The organism is Rhizobium sp. F40D2 (genome assembly GCF_051810745.2).
Classification (GTDB): Bacteria; Pseudomonadota; Alphaproteobacteria; order Rhizobiales; family Rhizobiaceae; genus Rhizobium.
The window spans coordinates 3,980,529-3,995,644 of sequence record NZ_CM131436.1; the positions used below are offsets into that span (position 1 = coordinate 3,980,529).

A 15,116-nucleotide genomic window follows, 5' to 3' on the forward strand; every position below is an offset into this window, starting at 1 on the left:
TCGGCCGAGAAAGTCAAGCCGGGTGGATCTGGCGTTCAGGACGATTGGATCGGGTGGGCGTTCAGTCCGCAGCTTCGATGACGGCGATGCCGGCTTCCTGCGCAGCCCGGATAAAGGATGCCCGCACCTCTTCCGGCGGGAGATCGCCAATAATCGCATCCAGGCATGACTTCACGGCTTCGAAATAGTCTTCGCCGTCATCGACCGGCCACTCGTGCAGCAGCGTGCGCGCGGCGTCCCACACAGAGTTAATAACGGCATAATGGCCAAGCCCCATTGAGGCTAAGCCGACCGGTCGAAAATTTGCCGTCTGTCTCACTTTGCTACAGCTTTTCCAGTTTCGGTGAGCTTACGAGTTAACGATGCAATTTGCGTGCCGTGGGGCGGGCGAGAGCAGACATTCTCCTCGCCCCCTTTCACCCAGGCGCTTTTGAGACCATGCAACGCTTGAAGTGCTCCGATCGGAGCCGAGAACCCCGCAACCGGTTAACAAACGACTAATTACGGTAAATATCAGGCTTCTCCTGCTAAGCCTACTCATTAGAAGCCGGCCTTGCCGCAAGTATTCTACAGGATTTACAGCAACGGATCGGATCTTCGGAAGAAACGGTCTCTATAATCCTTCATTGATTGTACCAAAGGTGGACGCAGAAGCATCCGGATCGTACAATGTCATCGCTTGCACGCAACGGATCTGGGAGGACGCGCGATGCCTATCTTCATGGATCGGCACTTTCTCGAAGGAACGTCGGCGGCCGACGTTGCCCAGGCGCATCGCATGGATCTGGACATTCAGGATCGCTACGGCGTCAAGTTCCTGACCTATTGGTTCGATCAGCGGCGCGGGACCGCCTTCTGTCTCGTGGACGCGCCAGACATGGAAACCGCCCAATGTGTGCATCGCGAGGCGCACGGCTTCGTCGCCGGCGAGGTCGTTGAAGTCGCGTTATCTGCGGTCGAGGCGTTTCTCGGCCGAATTCACGACCCCGATCCGGCGCCTGGCCAATCCTCCGCCGAGATAGATCCCGGCCACCGGGCAATCCTCTTTACCGATATCGTCGGATCGACCGAGATGACGGCGCGGCTCGGCGACCGCATCGGGACCGAAATGGTGAGAGCCCATGACGCGATCGTGCGCCGATGCCTCGGCCAAAATTCCGGCCGCGAAGTGAAGCACACCGGCGACGGCATCATGGCGGCCTTTTCCGCGACCACCGCCGCCGTCGAATGCGCCATGGCGATCCAGAAGGAATTCCAGCTCTACAACGGCGGAAACACCGAGCCGATCCATATCCGCATTGGGCTGGACTGCGGCGAGCCGGTCGAGGACAGCAACGACCTGTTCGGCTCGACCGTACAGCTCGCCGCACGCCTCTGTGCGGCTGCCTCCAGCGACCAGATCCTCGTCTCAGAGAATATCTTTCGGGAATATGGCGCCGCCGATCTTTTCGGTCACGCCTCGCGCCGGCGGCTCAAGGGCTTTTCGAAGCCTGTGATGGTGTTCCGATGCGACTGGGCGAATGACGCGACTGCCTGAGATCCTGTCGAAATCCCCGCAAAACCAGAACGCGCCGCACATGATGTGACGGCGCGCCTTTGCACATTCTATCCTATCAAGCATTGCCGATATTTCGGTCACCGATCAGCTGCTCGAATTTTGGGGCAGCCTCAACCTTGGCGAGCACGCCCGACATCTTCAGAAAACGCCGGAAATTCTCGCGCGCAGCGCTCAGCGGGAAACGGCCACTGGCCGTGTCCCTGCACGCCTTCAACAGCGTGTCATATGCCAGACCTCGTTTGTCCGCCGGCCATTCATCCAGAAAATCGAAGATTTCATCGAGACATGTGATCTCTGCGATGAAATGCTGGTGATGAAGCAAAACCGGATCAAACCGAGTTTCCGTCATAGTATCCTCCCATTTATATTACTTTTTTATAGGATAATATTACTGAAAAACCTTGATTTATTCAAGACAAAATCGCCTGCATCTGGCCAAAAGCATCCGCAACTACTTCCATAATGGCAGAATAGCCCGATCAGATTATCTTGAGTGAATTGATCAGCGATCTAGGTTCAAAAGCACAGGATCAGATTGGTTGATCCATCGCACATATGTTCAGCCAAGCGTGATCAATCGCGCGGCAAGTTTCGTATATGCTCGTGACGGCATGGTATGTTGTGACCAAGATCAACTCCGCAAGGGAGAGCCAGATGAACCGATTTCTGACGTTCGTAGTCGCCGGCGCACTGCTCGGTGTGTCCACGATCACGTCTTCCTGCACCTCACCCGCCAAGCACGATCGTGAAGATTTCCAGTATCAACGGGACACATCAATCAACCCGGCTTGCGCGGGTGGTTTCAGGCCCAGCAACGCGCGCTCGTGCAGTTATTGAAGGCGCGGCGGCGGACAGGCATCGCTGCGCTTGCCGCAGGGAGCAGCCGCGATATGCCTCCGTCGTAAGAGGAGGCGCGCTGCAGCGATAGGAAAGCTAAGGGAACTCCAAGCCCGCCCCGCAGTTAACGCAACGGGTCACGGTTGGCTCAATACAAAATAGGAGAACGGTTCCCCATGAACAATTTGATCTGGCTTGTCGGCGCTGTCGTCATCGTGCTCGCGATTTTGAGCTTCTTCGGCTTTCGCTGATTCATTTAAATTGTGGCGATGGGCCTTCTCTCCAGGATCAGATGGAGATCAGACCCGTTGGCGCCGATAGATCGATAAGCTTCCGCGCGACTGGTTTCGGTCGACTTTGGCTTGGCCGGACGCTGTTTGCGCCTGTTGGCCACCGAGGCACGAAACGCGCTCCATTGCCGTTTCGTCAACAATCCACCGAATGACGGTTGGATGGGCTACATCACCCCCTCGACTTCCTTTACAGTCACGCGTTTCGGCCTTCCCGTGGCCGGTCGCGAGGGAAATCGATGGAACGTCTTGGTGCGGATGAAGCAACTCAATCCAGGAAGCGGGCTGCAAAGGCCGATTATTCGGATAGTTTCGCCCGGGATGTTTCGGCCGTCAAAGTCGGCGATTGCTTACTGGGGTATAAGGCGGTGCAGCGTCGCGCGCGAGGCGGCCGCTGGAACCATTTCCGCGGCCGGATGCGCGAGATCGAAAAATTGATCAGGCATCGCCATGGAACGATCGTGCCCGAAGCGGATGACGCATTGATCTATGTCGAGGTGATCGCCAGTCTCGCCCTTGTCGAATTTGGGCAGGAGTTCGTGGACGTGGTTCTCGGCTGGGCGGCGCGATGGCTTCCCTGGGCTGGGAAATCGGACGTGGAGGAGATCATCTACGAGCGAACGAAGGTGCGTTTTTCCTCGCTGTCGGCCGACGCGCTCGGCCACGCTCTGCATTTGAGCTACGCCGAACGGTGCGCCCTCGATATCCGCACGATCGGCGCCTTCGATGTGCCGAAGGCGAAAAGAGCAAAACTTCAAAAAGAGAAGCGGCGGCAGCGGGACCGAAGCCGGAAAGAGCAGCAACGCCGCGCCGCCGGCGCACGTCCCAGAGCCGACTATCTCGCCAATTCCTTCAGCCAGGCGCGCCCTTGGGAGGCTTTCGGCATCAGCCGCCGGACATGGGAGCGCCGCGGCAAACCCGTGCCGGAGGCCGAAGCGATATCGCATTGCAGCTCAATGCCTCTGGCCGCTTAGCTAGGTGGTCCGAACCAGGTAATCATCGCCTCGCGAAGGCCATCCGGCGTCCCCTCGCCCACCCAGGCCACATAGCCATCGGGCCGGATCAGCACTGCGGTTGAGGCTGAGACCGCACCCAGCGCCGGCAGCTCCCATGCGCCGTCATAGCTGGCGTCGACCAGTTGGATGCGGCCAGACCACGGCGCGATGTCGAGGCTGCCGCGTGCACCCAGATTCAAGAGCAGCGGCCGCGCATTTTGGAGTAGAGCATAGACGCGGAGCCGGCCATCGGGCGTGGTGAGGTCGAGGTCCGGCATGCGGCGGCCAAGCAGCGGATGCCCCTCGCCGAGGTCGTAATGGATGGCCAGCCCGGACATTTCGGCGGCGATCTTCTTGCGCGGCTCCCGCATGGCGAGGAGCTCCAGGACGACGTCTCGCAAGGCTTCGGTGCGGTCATCGGTCCGCTGCAGCGCGACCTGCGCCATCGTCGTGCGCAACACGCGGGCGGCCACCGGATGGCGCTCGGCGTGATAGGTGTCGAGCAAGCTTTCCGGCGATATTCCCTTCACCACCTGAGCCAGCTTCCAGCCCAGATTGACGGCGTCCTGCACACCGGTGTTGAGGCCCTGCCCGCCCACTGGAGAATGAACATGCGCGGCGTCGCCGGCCAGGAAAATCCGGCCCTTGCGGTAGGCCGCCGCCTGCCGCGACATATCGGTGAACCTGGAAATCCACCTCAGGCTATGGATGCCATAATCCGTTCCGCATGTTTCGATCAGGGCTTGCCTGAGATCGCCGAGCGTCGGCTCGGCCGTGCCGCCGGCATTCCTTTCCGTCACCATGACGTTGACCGGGCCTTCGCTGGCAAAGACGACCTTGCCGTCGTGGATTTCGTATTCCTCACGGCCGAAGGCATGCATGCCGAGCGCCGTGCGATGGACGCCGAGCGGCGGCTCCACTTCCATCTCGGCCTCGGCAAGAATATTGCTGGTCGTCGCATCCCATCCCGGAAATTCAATGCCGGCCAGCTTGCGAACCAGACTGCGGCCGCCATCGCAGCCGACGAAATAGCCTGCCCTGAGCTTGAAACCATCGGAGAGTTCGAGTGTGACGCCGGTATCGTCCTGCGCGAAGCCGGTCAGCTCACGGCCACGGTAGATCGTCACCGGCAGTTCGCCGATCCATTCCGCCATAATGCGCTCGATATGCTTCTGCCGCAGCGCCAGCCCGTAATTGTGCCGGGTCGGAAAATCGCTGATATCGAGGCGCGTCACCGCAAATCCGGTAACCTGGGCGATCTGCCCTTCCGCGAGGAACCGATCGACCACGCCGCGCTGATCGAGAACCTCGAGGGTGCGTGCGCTGAGGCCGCCGGCGCGCGAACCGACGATCTCCTGGTTCGGGCGGCGTTCGACGATCGCGACATCAACGCCTGCCAGGGCCAATTCGCCCGCCAGCATGAGGCTCGTCGGCCCCCCTCCGGCAATCACCACTGCATGCTCCAGCATCCGCAAACTCCTGCTGTCCGACTGTCCGAGGGCGATATAGGGGCTCGATTGTTTCCGGGAAGGCAAATTGATCGGGGCTGGCCTGCTGCCGATTTGGGCTTTCGCAGGTTGTTCCCTATCAGGCTGGCTCGTGCGCCCGCTCGCAAAGCCATGCGCAGAGCTGCCTGGGCGCGGGACGGGAGTCGTCGGCGCGTATCAACGCGAAATGCCAGGCCGGCCCGGTCAGCACATATGGGAAGGGTGCGATCAGCAGTCCCTTCTCCAAGAGCGGTCGAAACAAGGACGGCGACAACAGCGCCACGCCGACACCTGCCACCGCCGCACTGGCGTCCAATTCGTGCGTGGGATAATCGACCATCGCAAACCGCAGAGCCGGCTGCGTCTCGCATTGAGCGCCCCTGAACCAGGCATCCCAATCCGGATGCGGCAAAAGCTCGAAATCGACCAGCCCATCCGGCCCGTTCAGCGTTCTCGATCCAAGCAGTGAGGGCGCCAGGATCGGTGTTGCCTCAACCGGAGCGAGCCGATATTCGTCAAGCCCTTCCCATCCGCCACGCCCCGTCCTTATGGCAACGTCAAATGCGCTGGGATCGCGAATATCGGCGGAGACGTCGACCTCGATCTGGGATGTTCTTACTGAGGGATAGCGGGACAGCCGCGGTGCGAGCCAGCGCGAGGCGAATGTCGGAGGCGCCGTCAGCCGAAGAGGTGGCATGGCCGCCTGGAACTCATCAAGCGCGCCGGCAATGCCATCCAATGCCGCCCGAATTCGGCCCGCCAGAACAGCGGCAGCAGCCGTCGGGACAACGCGGCGCCCAGCACGCTGGAACAGCGGCTGACCAAGTTCGGTCTCCAACGTACGGATACGCAGGCTGACTGCCGCTGGGGTGAGGCATAAACGCTCGGCCGCGCGGGCAAAGCTGCCGGCAGAAACGCAGGCTTCCAGAATTCGCAAGGACTCCAACGGCGGCCGCATGATCTCTTCGCTTTTGATGAGTTTTTCTTGTGATGCTCACAAGCAAAGCGCGTTTTGGGGACAGAGCGCCTGCAGCTAGGGTTGAAGTTAACAATAGGCGATCTGATATGACCCTGCAATCTCGGCCCTTATTCAAACTTTTCATGACACTTCATCCGGCCTTGGAGCTCGGCCAGACGCCGGCCGGAGGCCGCCGCATATTTTCCGTTTCCGGAGGATATTTTGAGGGCGAGCGCCTGAAAGGCGACGTGTCGCCGCTGATTGGCTCCGATCTGCTGCTTGCTCGCGCAGACGGCACGTTTCAGCAGGATGTCAGGCTCCTGCTCGTCACCGATGACGGCGATCTGATCTTGATGACCTATCGCGGCGTCCGGAGCTCCACCCCGGCAGTTGACGAGCGTCTGGCGCGCGGCGAAGCGGTCGACACCTCCGAATATTATCTGCGGACAACTCCCTATTTCGAGACGGCGGCACCACAGCACGCGTGGCTCAACCAAATCGTCGCGGTTGCGCAGGGCGGACGGTGTCCGGGCGGCGTTGAGTATGACGTATTTGAAATTCTCTAGATGCGCTCCCAGGCCCTCGGCGATGGGTAAACATAATGCCGTAACGGCTTCTCTCAGCAGGGGCTGATTCCGTGTCGCAGGTTGTTCTCCCTATAAACAGAGATCCTTACTGGTTGGAGCGACTTGCGACAGGAGTTTCTGCCTTGTCTTCCAAAGCCAGGTTGCTTGCCGCTTGCTGTTTTCTTGTCGTGGAACCCGGCCGTTCCAACACGACCTGACCGGGTAGGACGCCGATGTGGCAGGTGCTTTCCCGGGTCGCCGTTTGTTCTCGAAGGGCGATCAATCAAATAGTTGGTGTGATGCCTCACTGCGGAGCCGCGGCTTTTTGCGGAATCGTCTCGGCCGCTGGCCGCTCGGACGGATCGGCGGGATGGCCATAGAGCGTATAGGCGGCGCCCGCCAAAATGCCCAGGACGAGAAGCGCGAGTACGTACAACATCATTCCACGGATTGCCGTTTTCGGTGTCTTGTCCATTGCGATCTCCAAGATTTCGAGCGCTTCCGGTTCCGAGAGTGGAGGTCCGTCGATGATCGCTTATCCTACGTGCCCGGGGTGCACTTCATCCGCCCTCAAGGCCGCGCAGCGGCGGCCGGCACAGATAAGCCGCCGGCCAGACGCCGACGGCTTGAGATAGGCGACGTCTCCCTGATTACCAGGGCTGCCGGCCGTACCAGTCGTCGATGTCCTTCTTCGCACGGTCTTTTTCGTAGCCGTAGCGCTCCTGGATCTTGCCTTCGAGCTGATCACGCTTGCCAGCGATGATGTCAAGGTCATCGTCAGTGAGCTTGCCCCACTGCTCCTTTACCTTGCCCTTCATCTGCTTCCAGTTGCCTTCAACACGGTTCCAATCCATGGGTATTTCCTCCTATCGCTGGAATAGAGGAACGGAGACGAAGGTTAAGTGTTCCGGTCGATAAATGGGCGACCCGACAGATGCAGTCACCCGGGAACAATCAGATCCGGATCTGGTTTAACTTGCGCCCTTGTCCCTAACGGAGGCGACGATGTGGGCAATCCTGATCGGTGCGGCTCTTATAATTGGAGGGCTTCTTTTCCTCTTTCGGTCAGCCCTCGGTCGAACGCCGAGTGACCTGCACCAGATGCCGCAAGGCGGCAGCACGCTGGAACCACGGCGCCAGGGCCTGAGGTTCCTCGGAGTATCGCGAAATTGGCCAGCCCTGGCTGTTATCGCAGTTGGCGTGCTTCTATTGGCTTTTGGCGGATATTCATGACGCCCAATGACCATCTCGCTTCACGCCTCATCCCCGTCATCGCCCACCCGAAACAAGGCCTCATAGTTTCTGCCACCATAGAATGTGTTGACGATCTCGACTGCGTCGGCAACGTGATAGGCAATCACGGCGGAATGCTCAAAAGGAACAATCCGTAAGCCTGGTGCCAAATCATCCCGAGGACGCCCGCCATTCGGTGCATCGCCGATCTTATGGCATCTTGCCATGATACGCTTGACGAAGCGATTGGCAGTGACGTTGCTCTGACTGATATCCGCAATGTTGAGATAGATTTGGCGAAGGTCGCCAAGCGCCTCGGGCCGGTAGACGACCCTAGCGCGCCTCATTGCTGGACGCTTTTTCCTGACCTTTCATGAAGCGGTCCATGTCCGCTTCGGCCTCTTCTTCGGCTAAGCTCGGGCGGGGATCGTCCAGAGAACGCCGGATGCGGGCGCGCATCGCGTTTAGGCGTTCGGCATCCTCAAGGCGCTGTCGTTGCCACACCCGCACCGCATCACGCATCGCTTCACTCGTGGTCGCAAACTCACCCGCCTCGACGGTATCGCGGACGCTCCGCAACATGTCGGCCGTGAGTGTAATCGTTACCTTTTCCGCATTTCGCATCGTCGCACACTTTCCACGGTTTCTTACAAAGTATGATAAAATCATACCTTGCACCAGAGAAATCAGGAGCAGTGGTGCCAATAGGTTCTCCACCAACAGTTAGGAACTGCTGGCAATCTATGACTTAATGCTCAAGATAAACTGCTTCGTTGGATCGCCGATAGATGCGGATTCTGTCACCAGTCACTTTGGGATGTCAGTTGATCCCTCAAAACAGTGCGAGAAATGTGCGAAGGTTTCCGCTCATATCCAACCTACATCAATGTTACAAGCCATTGAAATGGGTTGGTGAGAGCGTCGGGGTTCGAACCCGAGACCTACTGATTAAAAGTCAGTTGCTCTACCGGCTGAGCTACGCTCTCCCTCTCCGCGGTGAAGCACCCCGGCTGGAAGTGGGCGGAACATAGGCAGGCGACCCATTGCGGTCAACCGAAAAATTCGGCTTTTTCCGGCAGTCGGCACATTTCTTGCGGACGCAAGGCACATAGCTTGCGAGCGCAAGGCACATGACGAGAAATCGGGGGCGAGCTTGTCACCATATCCTTGGCGATGTTCTGCGACCCGTGAGAAAACCGCAAGATCGATCGAGCGCGTCAGGCCGGCCTGCGTTTAGTTGAAGCTGCCACGGAGGACAGAAGGATGAAGGCGGCGCTGCAAAACTACCATGCCCGGATGCAGCGGGTGCTTGACTACATAGACCGGCACCTGGACGACGATCTGGACCTGGAAATGGTGAGCGGCGTTGCGGCCTTCTCGAAGTTCCATTTCCACCGGCAGTTCACGGCGACCTTCGGTCTATCCATGCATCGCTATATCCAGCTTGCCCGGATGAAGCGCGCTTCGCACCGGCTAGCCTACAGGGATGCCCAAAGCGTCACCGAGATAGCGATGGATGCCGGTTACGACGCACCGGATGCCTTCGCCCGCGCCTTTCGGCAACGGTTCGGGCAATCGCCTTCGTCATTCCGGAAGTCTCCCGACTGGGAGCCGTGGCTTGCGGCCTTCGGGCCTCTCGACAACGCTAGGAGCAAGCGCATGCAAAAGAGTTTTACTACTGACGACGTGACGATCCGCGATGTGCCGCCGACGCCGGTGGCGATCATCGAGCATCGGGGCGACCCGGCGACGCTCGGCGCCACCATCCAGCGGTTCATCGCCTGGCGCACGGCCGCCGGCCTGCACCCCAAGACAAATCCGACCTTCAATGTCTGGCGTTCCGAGCGGCGTCCCGCGTCGCCTGCAGATTATTGCGTGGACCTTTGTGTCGGGACCGACCAACCGATCGCGGCGAACGGCGATGAGATCAAGGCCGGCGAGATCCCCGGCGGACGCTGTGCGGTGCTGCGCGTCGTCGGCAACACCGATAATCTGGAGCCCGCCGCGCTCTATCTCTATCGCGACTGGCTTCCGCTGAGCGGTGAAGAAGCCGGCGATTTCCCGATCTATTGCCAGCGGCTGAGCTTCTTTCCGGAGGTGCCGGAGCATGAGGCGGTCGCGGAATTGTTTCTGCCGCTGAGATAGCGCGCTGGGATGGCGGCTTGTCGCTTCTGATCGCAAGATCCTGACAGGCCGCTATCCTCCCGTTGGTGCTTCAGGGGCGCTTCAGGGCTCGCCAAACGCAAAAAGGTGATTGGCAATCCGCGGCCTGCAAAGTTAGGAACATCATGTAGATTGCAGCCGGAGAGAATGTGTGTCGATTGCCGATATTTCCCTGTGGAGCGCGCTGATTGCCGGGGCGCTTTCCTTCCTTTCGCCGTGCGTGCTTCCCCTCGTCCCACCCTATCTCTGCTATATGGCCGGCATTTCAGTCGAGCAGTTCCGTGGCGGCGGTACGGTTGCCGTCGCGCCCGTCGTCCGGCGCGGCGTATTGTTCTCCGCCCTGCTCTTCACGCTCGGCTTTGCCACCGTCTTCGTTGCGCTTGGCGCGGGTGCCTCCAGCATCGGCATGGCGCTTCGCCAGCATCTCGACCTGTTGTCGAAACTCGGCGGGCTTATCATCATCGTCATGGGGCTGAATTTCCTCGGCCTCTTCCGAATCGGAATCCTTGCCCGCGAAGCGCGCTTCCATGGCGGCGGCAAGCCAGCGACGCTGACCGGCGCCTATATTATGGGCCTTGCCTTCGCCTTCGGCTGGACGCCCTGCATCGGGCCGGTTCTCGGCGCGATCCTCGGCGTCGCCGCCTCGCGCGAGACAGTCGGCTCCGGCGCCGGCCTGCTTGCCGTCTATTCGCTCGGCCTGGCCGTCCCCTTCTGGATCGCTGCCGGCTTTTCCGGCGCCTTCATGCGCTTCCTGTCGCGCTTCCGCCGCCATCTCGGCACGGTGGAAAAGGTGATGGGTGTCTTCCTCGTGCTGACCGGCCTCGCCTTCCTGTTCGGATGGGTCAGCGATGTCGCCATCTGGTTCCAGCAGGCCTTCCCGGTGTTGATGCAGATCGGCTAAAGCGCGTCGCATGAAGCTTGATTCATGCGACGCGCTTTAGCTCTTGTTTTGATGCATGTCGTTATCGCGGAACCGCTGCACGCTTCCGGGCGACATGCATTAGGCGTCCGATTGCCGATTTCGCTATGCCAGCTAACTTGCCGCAGGCGCTGATCTGATCGACTCCGTCCTCATCAACAGCCACCCGGCAGTAAAAGGCAACCTGCACCTATGCCGTGGTATGGCTTGCCCTGCCCCTTGGCCCCAACGCCCTTACCCCTCGACCCAATCGATCACAAACACGCCTCCATGTAGCGTCGTCGGTGCCGTGTTTAAGGCGGCGGTCAGAAGGAGACGAACATGAACCTTGAGACAAAGATGAGCCCTCGGCTCGACGAGTTGGTTCCATCGCGCTACGCGCTTAATATCGGCGAGATTGAGGTGTTGGTGGTCAGTGATGGAGTGCTACCGCTGCCAACCGCGATGCTGGGCCACAACGCCGATCCGGCCGCCCGGGCGGCCTGGCTGAAAGACATGTACCTGCCGCCGGACGCTTTGGATTGGGCGCTCAACGTCGTCGTGGTGCGGAGCGGCGGCCAGACCATACTCCTCGACGCCGGGCTGGGGGTCGATCCGGACTTGCGCTTGCCGCGAGCCGGACAGTTGATCAAGCGACTGGAGGCCGCCGGCATCGATCTTGCGGCCGTGACCGACGTGGTGCTGACCCACATGCACATGGACCACATTGGCGGGCTGCTCGTCGACGGGGTTAAGGAGCAACTGCGTCCGGACCTGCGGATCCACGTAGCCGCCGCCGAAGTCAAGTTCTGGGAGGCGCCCGATTTCTCCCACGTTTCCATGCCGCCGGGGTTCCCGGACGCGCTTCGGGCGGCTGCCAAGCGGTTCGCGAAAGAATACAGCGGCCATCTGCAGCTGTTCGACGAGGAGTGCGAGGTGGCGCCGGGCGTGGTCGTCCATCGCACCGGCGGCCACACCCCCGGCCACAGCGTAATCCGCCTTGCGTCCGGTGGGGACCGGCTGATGTTTGCCGGCGACGCCGTGTTCGCAGTCGGGTTTGAACACCCCGATTGGTACAACGGCTTCGAACACGACCCCGAGGAGGCGGCTCGCGTTCGAGTCCGTCTTTTACGAGAACTGGCGGAAACCGGCGAGCAACTGGTGGCCACACACCTGCCGTTCCCGTCCGTCGGCCGGGTGGCGGTCGACGGCGACGCCTTTCGCTGGGTACCGGCTTTCTGGGACTACTGACCGCTTGTCGGGTTAGGCCTCAATAAAATTAGAGCGTTTCCGTCTTTCTTCGAACGACGAAAACGCTCTATCTCTTTGTTTTCACGCAACTCCAGCAAAACCGCTGTGCACTTTGGCTGGAATTGCTTTAAATCGGATCCCTACCCGCCTGTAATCCCCGTGCACTGGAAGACCTCTTGGCCGATATCGTCAGCCTCCTCCTGCCGTTCTTCGGCCTGATCCTGATCGGTTACGCCGCCGCCAAGGCGACGAAGCAGCCCGCCGAAGCCCTCGGCTGGCTGAACACCTTCATCATCTATGCCGCCCTGCCCGCGCTGTTCTTCAAGCTCGTCTCGCGCACGCCGATCGAAGAACTGACGCGCGTCGATTTCATCGTCACCGATATCGCCGCGACCTATGCGGTCTTCATCCTGCTTCTCGTCATCGGCCGACTCGTGCGCGGCAATTCGTTGGCCGACTGCACGATCCAGTCTCTTGCCGGTGCCTATGGCAATATTGGCTATATGGGGCCGGGCCTGGCGCTCTTAGCGCTTGGCGAAGGTGCGGCCGTGCCGGTGGCGCTGATCATCTGCTTCGAGAACGCGCTGCATTTCATCGTCGCGCCGGCGCTGATGGCGGCGGCCGGCGACGATAAACGTTCGGCCGGGCGGCTTGCCGCCGATATCGCCCGGAAGGTGGCGCTGCATCCCTTCATCCTGTCGACGGCATCAGGCTTTGCCGTCGCCGCCCTGCACATCGATCAGCCGCTGGCGTTCCAGCGCCTCGTCGACTATCTTTCCCAGGCGGCTGCTCCCTGCGCCCTCTTTGCCATGGGCGTGACGCTGGCGCTCCGGCCGCTGAAGCGAATTCCGGCAGAGATCGGCTATATCGTGCCGGCGAAGCTGATCCTGCATCCGATCGCGGTTTTCCTGGCGCTGACTGTTGTCGGTGGTTTCGAGCCGGTGTGGATCCAGGCCGCCGTGCTGCTTGCCTCGCTGCCGACGGCGACCAACGTCTTCGTCATCGGCCAGCAATATGGCGTGTGGCAGGAGCGCGCCTCGGCGACGATCCTGATCACGACGGTGCTTTCGGTGGTCAGCGTTTCGCTCTGGCTGATCGCTATTCGCTCAGGCTTTCTTCCGCTTCAGCTTTTCTCTTAAAGAATCCGGAATATCGCGGAAGCCGCGGCCGGGCTCGATGCCCTCGCGCATGACGATGTTGCGCAGCGGTGGAATAGCCGAGAGGATATGCAGGCCGGCAGCCCGCAGCATCTGCACCGGCAGGAAATCCGAAAGCAGCGAGCGGTTGAGAAGATCGACACTTGCCGTGCGCGTCAATATATCGGCGCGGCGCTTGCGGTCGAAGCTTTCGCCGGCATCTGCCGGCACCGGCAATTCGGCCCGGTCGCAGAGGATATCGGCCAGCGCCATGATATCGCGCAGGCTAAGGTTCAGTCCCTGCGCCCCGATCGGCGGGAAGACATGGGCAGCCTCACCGATCAGCGCGATGCGCCCTTTGCCGAAACGATGCGCCATCATGCCGGACAGCGGCCAGACCTGGACGCCCTCCTCCACATTGACCTTGCCGAGCATGGACTGCATACGCGCCTCGACGAGAAGCCCAAGTTCGGTCAGAGGCAATTTTATACGGCATGCGGCCTCAGCGGGCTCCTGCACCCAGACGAGGCTGGAGCGGCCCTGCGGCAGCGGCACCTGGGTGAAAGGGCCGTGTTTGGTGTGGAATTCCGTCGAGATATTCTGGTGCGGCAGCGAATGGGCGAAATTCAGCACCATCGCCGATTGCGGATAGGACCAGTTGCGAACGCCGATACCGGCCGTCTCGCGCAGCTTCGAGCCGCGGCCATCGGCCCCGACGGCAAAATCGGCGGTCAGCGTCTCACCGCCGGCAAGCGTGATCGACACGGACTCGGCTGATATCGCGATCGATTCGGCCATGTCGGTGAAGCGGGTGATATTGCCCTCGCCGGCGACGGCTGTTTCGAGGACCTCGATCAGCGCCTTGTTGGGGAAATTATAGCCGAAGGCGTCAAGGCCGACCTCGGCCGCGCGGAAGGTGGTCGTCGGCGCGCGCAACAGCCGGTCGGTGCCGTCGACGATGCGCATGCTGGAGAGAGGCGTGGCTGCCGGGCGCAGTTTTTCCCAGAGCGCCAGCCGGTCGAGGAAGCGGATCGACTGATCCATCAGCGCCGTGGTGCGCCGATCTTCCTTTGCGGCAACGGGCGCCACCAGCGCCACGCTGCGGCCGCCGCGGGCGAGCGCGATTGCAGCGATCATGCCGGCGAGACCGCCACCGATCACCCCCACTTCGAATGTCTTCATGCTACCGTTCCGCCATCCTGAAAAGACGGAGCGGTCCGCTTATGCGGCCGGCTTCGCCTGACGGCGCCAACTATAGCCCTTGCCGGCTTCGGCGTCACGCACCGCCGGCTGATAATGATGGGGAATGGCGGGAAGACGATTTTCGGCAAGCCGCTTCAGCGCCGTGGCATTGCTGACGGCAAAACTGTCGATGCCGACGCGCTGCATGAGCGGCACTTGATCGATCAGCACGTCGCCGACGGCGCGCAGTTCGTTGGTGTAGCCCAAGCGCTGGCGCAGCAGCGAGGCATGGCTGAAGGCCCGCCCGTCATTGAAGGCCGGAAAGGCGACGGCAACGATTTCAAGGCGATAGAGATAAGGCTCCAGCCGGCGCACGTCGTCGGCCGGCTTGATCAGCACGCCGAGACCGACATCATTGCTTTCGTCGGCCTTGGCAATCAGTTCGTCGAGGCTGAGCAGCGGCTTCTGCTCGCCTGAAGCCTTCACCTCGTCGGTCTCGATCACCCAGGGATCGTTGTCGACAAAACCGGTTTCTCTCCAGATCTTCGTCATCATCGCCTCC

General features: G+C 60.8%; 18 protein-coding genes and 1 tRNA gene. 8 read left to right on the forward strand and 11 right to left on the reverse strand.

Annotated features, from left to right (window positions below; genetic code table 11):
- Window positions 1-61: 61 nt before the first annotated feature.
- Window positions 62-319 (reverse strand): DUF982 domain-containing protein, encoded by a 258-nt coding sequence (locus ACS4RS_RS19160; RefSeq protein ID WP_003586584.1) that lies wholly within the window; start codon window positions 317-319, stop codon window positions 62-64.
- Between the two features lie 390 nt (window positions 320-709).
- Here ACS4RS_RS19160 and ACS4RS_RS19165 point away from each other — a divergent pair, with 390 nt between their 5' ends.
- Window positions 710-1,537 carry a nickel-binding protein gene (locus tag ACS4RS_RS19165; RefSeq protein ID WP_184376884.1) on the forward strand — a complete coding sequence of 276 codons (828 nt, stop codon included), beginning with the start codon at window positions 710-712 and terminating at the stop codon, window positions 1,535-1,537.
- A 76-nt stretch (window positions 1,538-1,613) separates the two neighbouring features.
- Here the strand turns inward: ACS4RS_RS19165 and ACS4RS_RS19170 are convergent, their stop codons facing one another.
- A complete protein-coding gene (locus ACS4RS_RS19170) occupies window positions 1,614-1,907 on the reverse strand; it encodes a DUF982 domain-containing protein (RefSeq protein WP_439009692.1) in 294 nt (97 codons plus the stop codon).
- Between the two features lie 1,017 nt (window positions 1,908-2,924).
- On the opposite strand from ACS4RS_RS19170, the gene ACS4RS_RS19175 reads away from it, so the two are divergent.
- Window positions 2,925-3,659, forward strand: a complete 735-nt coding sequence (locus ACS4RS_RS19175) for a hypothetical protein (protein ID WP_439009691.1) — start codon at window positions 2,925-2,927, stop codon at window positions 3,657-3,659.
- On the opposite strand, the gene ACS4RS_RS19180 is transcribed toward ACS4RS_RS19175, so the two are convergent.
- Together ACS4RS_RS19180 and ACS4RS_RS19185 are read right to left on the reverse strand one after the other, a co-directional pair.
- Complete coding sequence (locus ACS4RS_RS19180; RefSeq protein WP_439009690.1) at window positions 3,656-5,149, reverse strand: FAD-dependent monooxygenase; 1,494 nt, start codon at window positions 5,147-5,149, stop codon at window positions 3,656-3,658. The genes ACS4RS_RS19175 and ACS4RS_RS19180 overlap by 4 nt on opposite strands.
- 118 nt (window positions 5,150-5,267) lie before the next feature.
- Entirely contained in the window at window positions 5,268-6,125 is an 858-nt protein-coding gene (locus tag ACS4RS_RS19185) for a LysR family transcriptional regulator (protein WP_439009689.1), read from the reverse strand.
- Between the two features lie 107 nt (window positions 6,126-6,232).
- Between ACS4RS_RS19185 and ACS4RS_RS19190 the strand changes: the two genes are divergently transcribed.
- Entirely contained in the window at window positions 6,233-6,691 is a 459-nt protein-coding gene (locus tag ACS4RS_RS19190; protein ID WP_439009688.1) for a DUF3237 domain-containing protein, read from the forward strand.
- Window positions 6,692-6,995: 304 nt separating this feature from the next.
- On the opposite strand, the gene ACS4RS_RS19195 is transcribed toward ACS4RS_RS19190, so the two are convergent.
- Window positions 6,996-7,166: a hypothetical protein gene (locus ACS4RS_RS19195; protein ID WP_439009687.1), complete on the reverse strand. Its 171-nt coding sequence runs from the start codon at window positions 7,164-7,166 to the stop codon at window positions 6,996-6,998.
- A 175-nt stretch (window positions 7,167-7,341) separates the two neighbouring features.
- The gene (locus ACS4RS_RS19200; RefSeq protein ID WP_439009686.1) at window positions 7,342-7,545 is read right to left on the reverse strand and encodes a CsbD family protein; all 204 of its coding nucleotides are present in this window, start codon (window positions 7,543-7,545) and stop codon (window positions 7,342-7,344) included.
- A gap of 151 nt (window positions 7,546-7,696) precedes the next feature.
- Here ACS4RS_RS19200 and ACS4RS_RS19205 point away from each other — a divergent pair, with 151 nt between their 5' ends.
- Entirely contained in the window at window positions 7,697-7,924 is a 228-nt protein-coding gene (locus ACS4RS_RS19205; RefSeq protein ID WP_439009685.1) for a hypothetical protein, read from the forward strand.
- A 20-nt stretch (window positions 7,925-7,944) separates the two neighbouring features.
- Here the strand turns inward: ACS4RS_RS19205 and ACS4RS_RS19210 are convergent, their stop codons facing one another.
- The 3 genes from ACS4RS_RS19210 to ACS4RS_RS19220 all read right to left on the reverse strand — a co-directional run bounded on the left by ACS4RS_RS19210 (window position 7,945) and on the right by ACS4RS_RS19220 (window position 8,910).
- Complete coding sequence (locus ACS4RS_RS19210) at window positions 7,945-8,271, reverse strand: type II toxin-antitoxin system RelE/ParE family toxin (RefSeq protein ID WP_439009684.1); 327 nt, start codon at window positions 8,269-8,271, stop codon at window positions 7,945-7,947.
- Window positions 8,258-8,548 (reverse strand): ribbon-helix-helix domain-containing protein, encoded by a 291-nt coding sequence (locus ACS4RS_RS19215; RefSeq protein WP_439011804.1) that lies wholly within the window; start codon window positions 8,546-8,548, stop codon window positions 8,258-8,260. Before ACS4RS_RS19215 ends, ACS4RS_RS19210 begins: the two co-directional genes overlap by 14 nt.
- 286 nt (window positions 8,549-8,834) lie before the next feature.
- A tRNA-Lys gene (locus ACS4RS_RS19220) sits at window positions 8,835-8,910 on the reverse strand.
- Window positions 8,911-9,187: 277 nt separating this feature from the next.
- Between ACS4RS_RS19220 and ACS4RS_RS19225 the strand changes: the two genes are divergently transcribed.
- The 4 genes from ACS4RS_RS19225 to ACS4RS_RS19240 all read left to right on the forward strand — a co-directional run bounded on the left by ACS4RS_RS19225 (window position 9,188) and on the right by ACS4RS_RS19240 (window position 13,375).
- Entirely contained in the window at window positions 9,188-10,069 is an 882-nt protein-coding gene (locus ACS4RS_RS19225; RefSeq protein ID WP_439009683.1) for a GyrI-like domain-containing protein, read from the forward strand.
- Window positions 10,070-10,238: 169 nt separating this feature from the next.
- Window positions 10,239-10,988, forward strand: a complete 750-nt coding sequence (locus ACS4RS_RS19230; protein ID WP_439009682.1) for a cytochrome c biogenesis protein CcdA — start codon at window positions 10,239-10,241, stop codon at window positions 10,986-10,988.
- A 339-nt stretch (window positions 10,989-11,327) separates the two neighbouring features.
- Window positions 11,328-12,236: an MBL fold metallo-hydrolase gene (locus ACS4RS_RS19235; RefSeq protein WP_439009681.1), complete on the forward strand. Its 909-nt coding sequence runs from the start codon at window positions 11,328-11,330 to the stop codon at window positions 12,234-12,236.
- Between the two features lie 176 nt (window positions 12,237-12,412).
- The gene (locus tag ACS4RS_RS19240) at window positions 12,413-13,375 is read left to right on the forward strand and encodes an AEC family transporter (RefSeq protein WP_439009680.1); all 963 of its coding nucleotides are present in this window, start codon (window positions 12,413-12,415) and stop codon (window positions 13,373-13,375) included.
- Here the strand turns inward: ACS4RS_RS19240 and ACS4RS_RS19245 are convergent.
- Entirely contained in the window at window positions 13,343-14,554 is a 1,212-nt protein-coding gene (locus ACS4RS_RS19245) for a UbiH/UbiF family hydroxylase (RefSeq protein ID WP_439009679.1), read from the reverse strand. The genes ACS4RS_RS19240 and ACS4RS_RS19245 overlap by 33 nt on opposite strands.
- A gap of 39 nt (window positions 14,555-14,593) precedes the next feature.
- Window positions 14,594-15,106 carry a DUF934 domain-containing protein gene (locus ACS4RS_RS19250; RefSeq protein WP_179610914.1) on the reverse strand — a complete coding sequence of 171 codons (513 nt, stop codon included), beginning with the start codon at window positions 15,104-15,106 and terminating at the stop codon, window positions 14,594-14,596.
- Window positions 15,107-15,116 lie beyond the last annotated feature (10 nt).

Coding starts and splice junctions, on each gene's coding strand:
- ACS4RS_RS19165 (WP_184376884.1), top strand. CDS start 710: ATGCCTATCTTCATGGATCGGCACTTTCTCGAAGGAACGTCGGCGGCC.
- ACS4RS_RS19170 (WP_439009692.1), bottom strand. CDS start 1,907: ATGACGGAAACTCGGTTTGATCCGGTTTTGCTTCATCACCAGCATTTC.
- ACS4RS_RS19175 (WP_439009691.1), top strand. CDS start 2,925: ATGGAACGTCTTGGTGCGGATGAAGCAACTCAATCCAGGAAGCGGGCT.
- ACS4RS_RS19180 (WP_439009690.1), bottom strand. CDS start 5,149: ATGCTGGAGCATGCAGTGGTGATTGCCGGAGGGGGGCCGACGAGCCTC.
- ACS4RS_RS19185 (WP_439009689.1), bottom strand. CDS start 6,125: ATGCGGCCGCCGTTGGAGTCCTTGCGAATTCTGGAAGCCTGCGTTTCT.
- ACS4RS_RS19190 (WP_439009688.1), top strand. CDS start 6,233: ATGACCCTGCAATCTCGGCCCTTATTCAAACTTTTCATGACACTTCAT.
- ACS4RS_RS19195 (WP_439009687.1), bottom strand. CDS start 7,166: ATGGACAAGACACCGAAAACGGCAATCCGTGGAATGATGTTGTACGTA.
- ACS4RS_RS19200 (WP_439009686.1), bottom strand. CDS start 7,545: ATGGATTGGAACCGTGTTGAAGGCAACTGGAAGCAGATGAAGGGCAAG.
- ACS4RS_RS19205 (WP_439009685.1), top strand. CDS start 7,697: ATGTGGGCAATCCTGATCGGTGCGGCTCTTATAATTGGAGGGCTTCTT.
- ACS4RS_RS19210 (WP_439009684.1), bottom strand. CDS start 8,271: ATGAGGCGCGCTAGGGTCGTCTACCGGCCCGAGGCGCTTGGCGACCTT.
- ACS4RS_RS19215 (WP_439011804.1), bottom strand. CDS start 8,548: ATGCGAAATGCGGAAAAGGTAACGATTACACTCACGGCCGACATGTTG.
- ACS4RS_RS19225 (WP_439009683.1), top strand. CDS start 9,188: ATGAAGGCGGCGCTGCAAAACTACCATGCCCGGATGCAGCGGGTGCTT.
- ACS4RS_RS19235 (WP_439009681.1), top strand. CDS start 11,328: ATGAACCTTGAGACAAAGATGAGCCCTCGGCTCGACGAGTTGGTTCCA.
- ACS4RS_RS19245 (WP_439009679.1), bottom strand. CDS start 14,554: ATGAAGACATTCGAAGTGGGGGTGATCGGTGGCGGTCTCGCCGGCATG.
- ACS4RS_RS19250 (WP_179610914.1), bottom strand. CDS start 15,106: ATGACGAAGATCTGGAGAGAAACCGGTTTTGTCGACAACGATCCCTGG.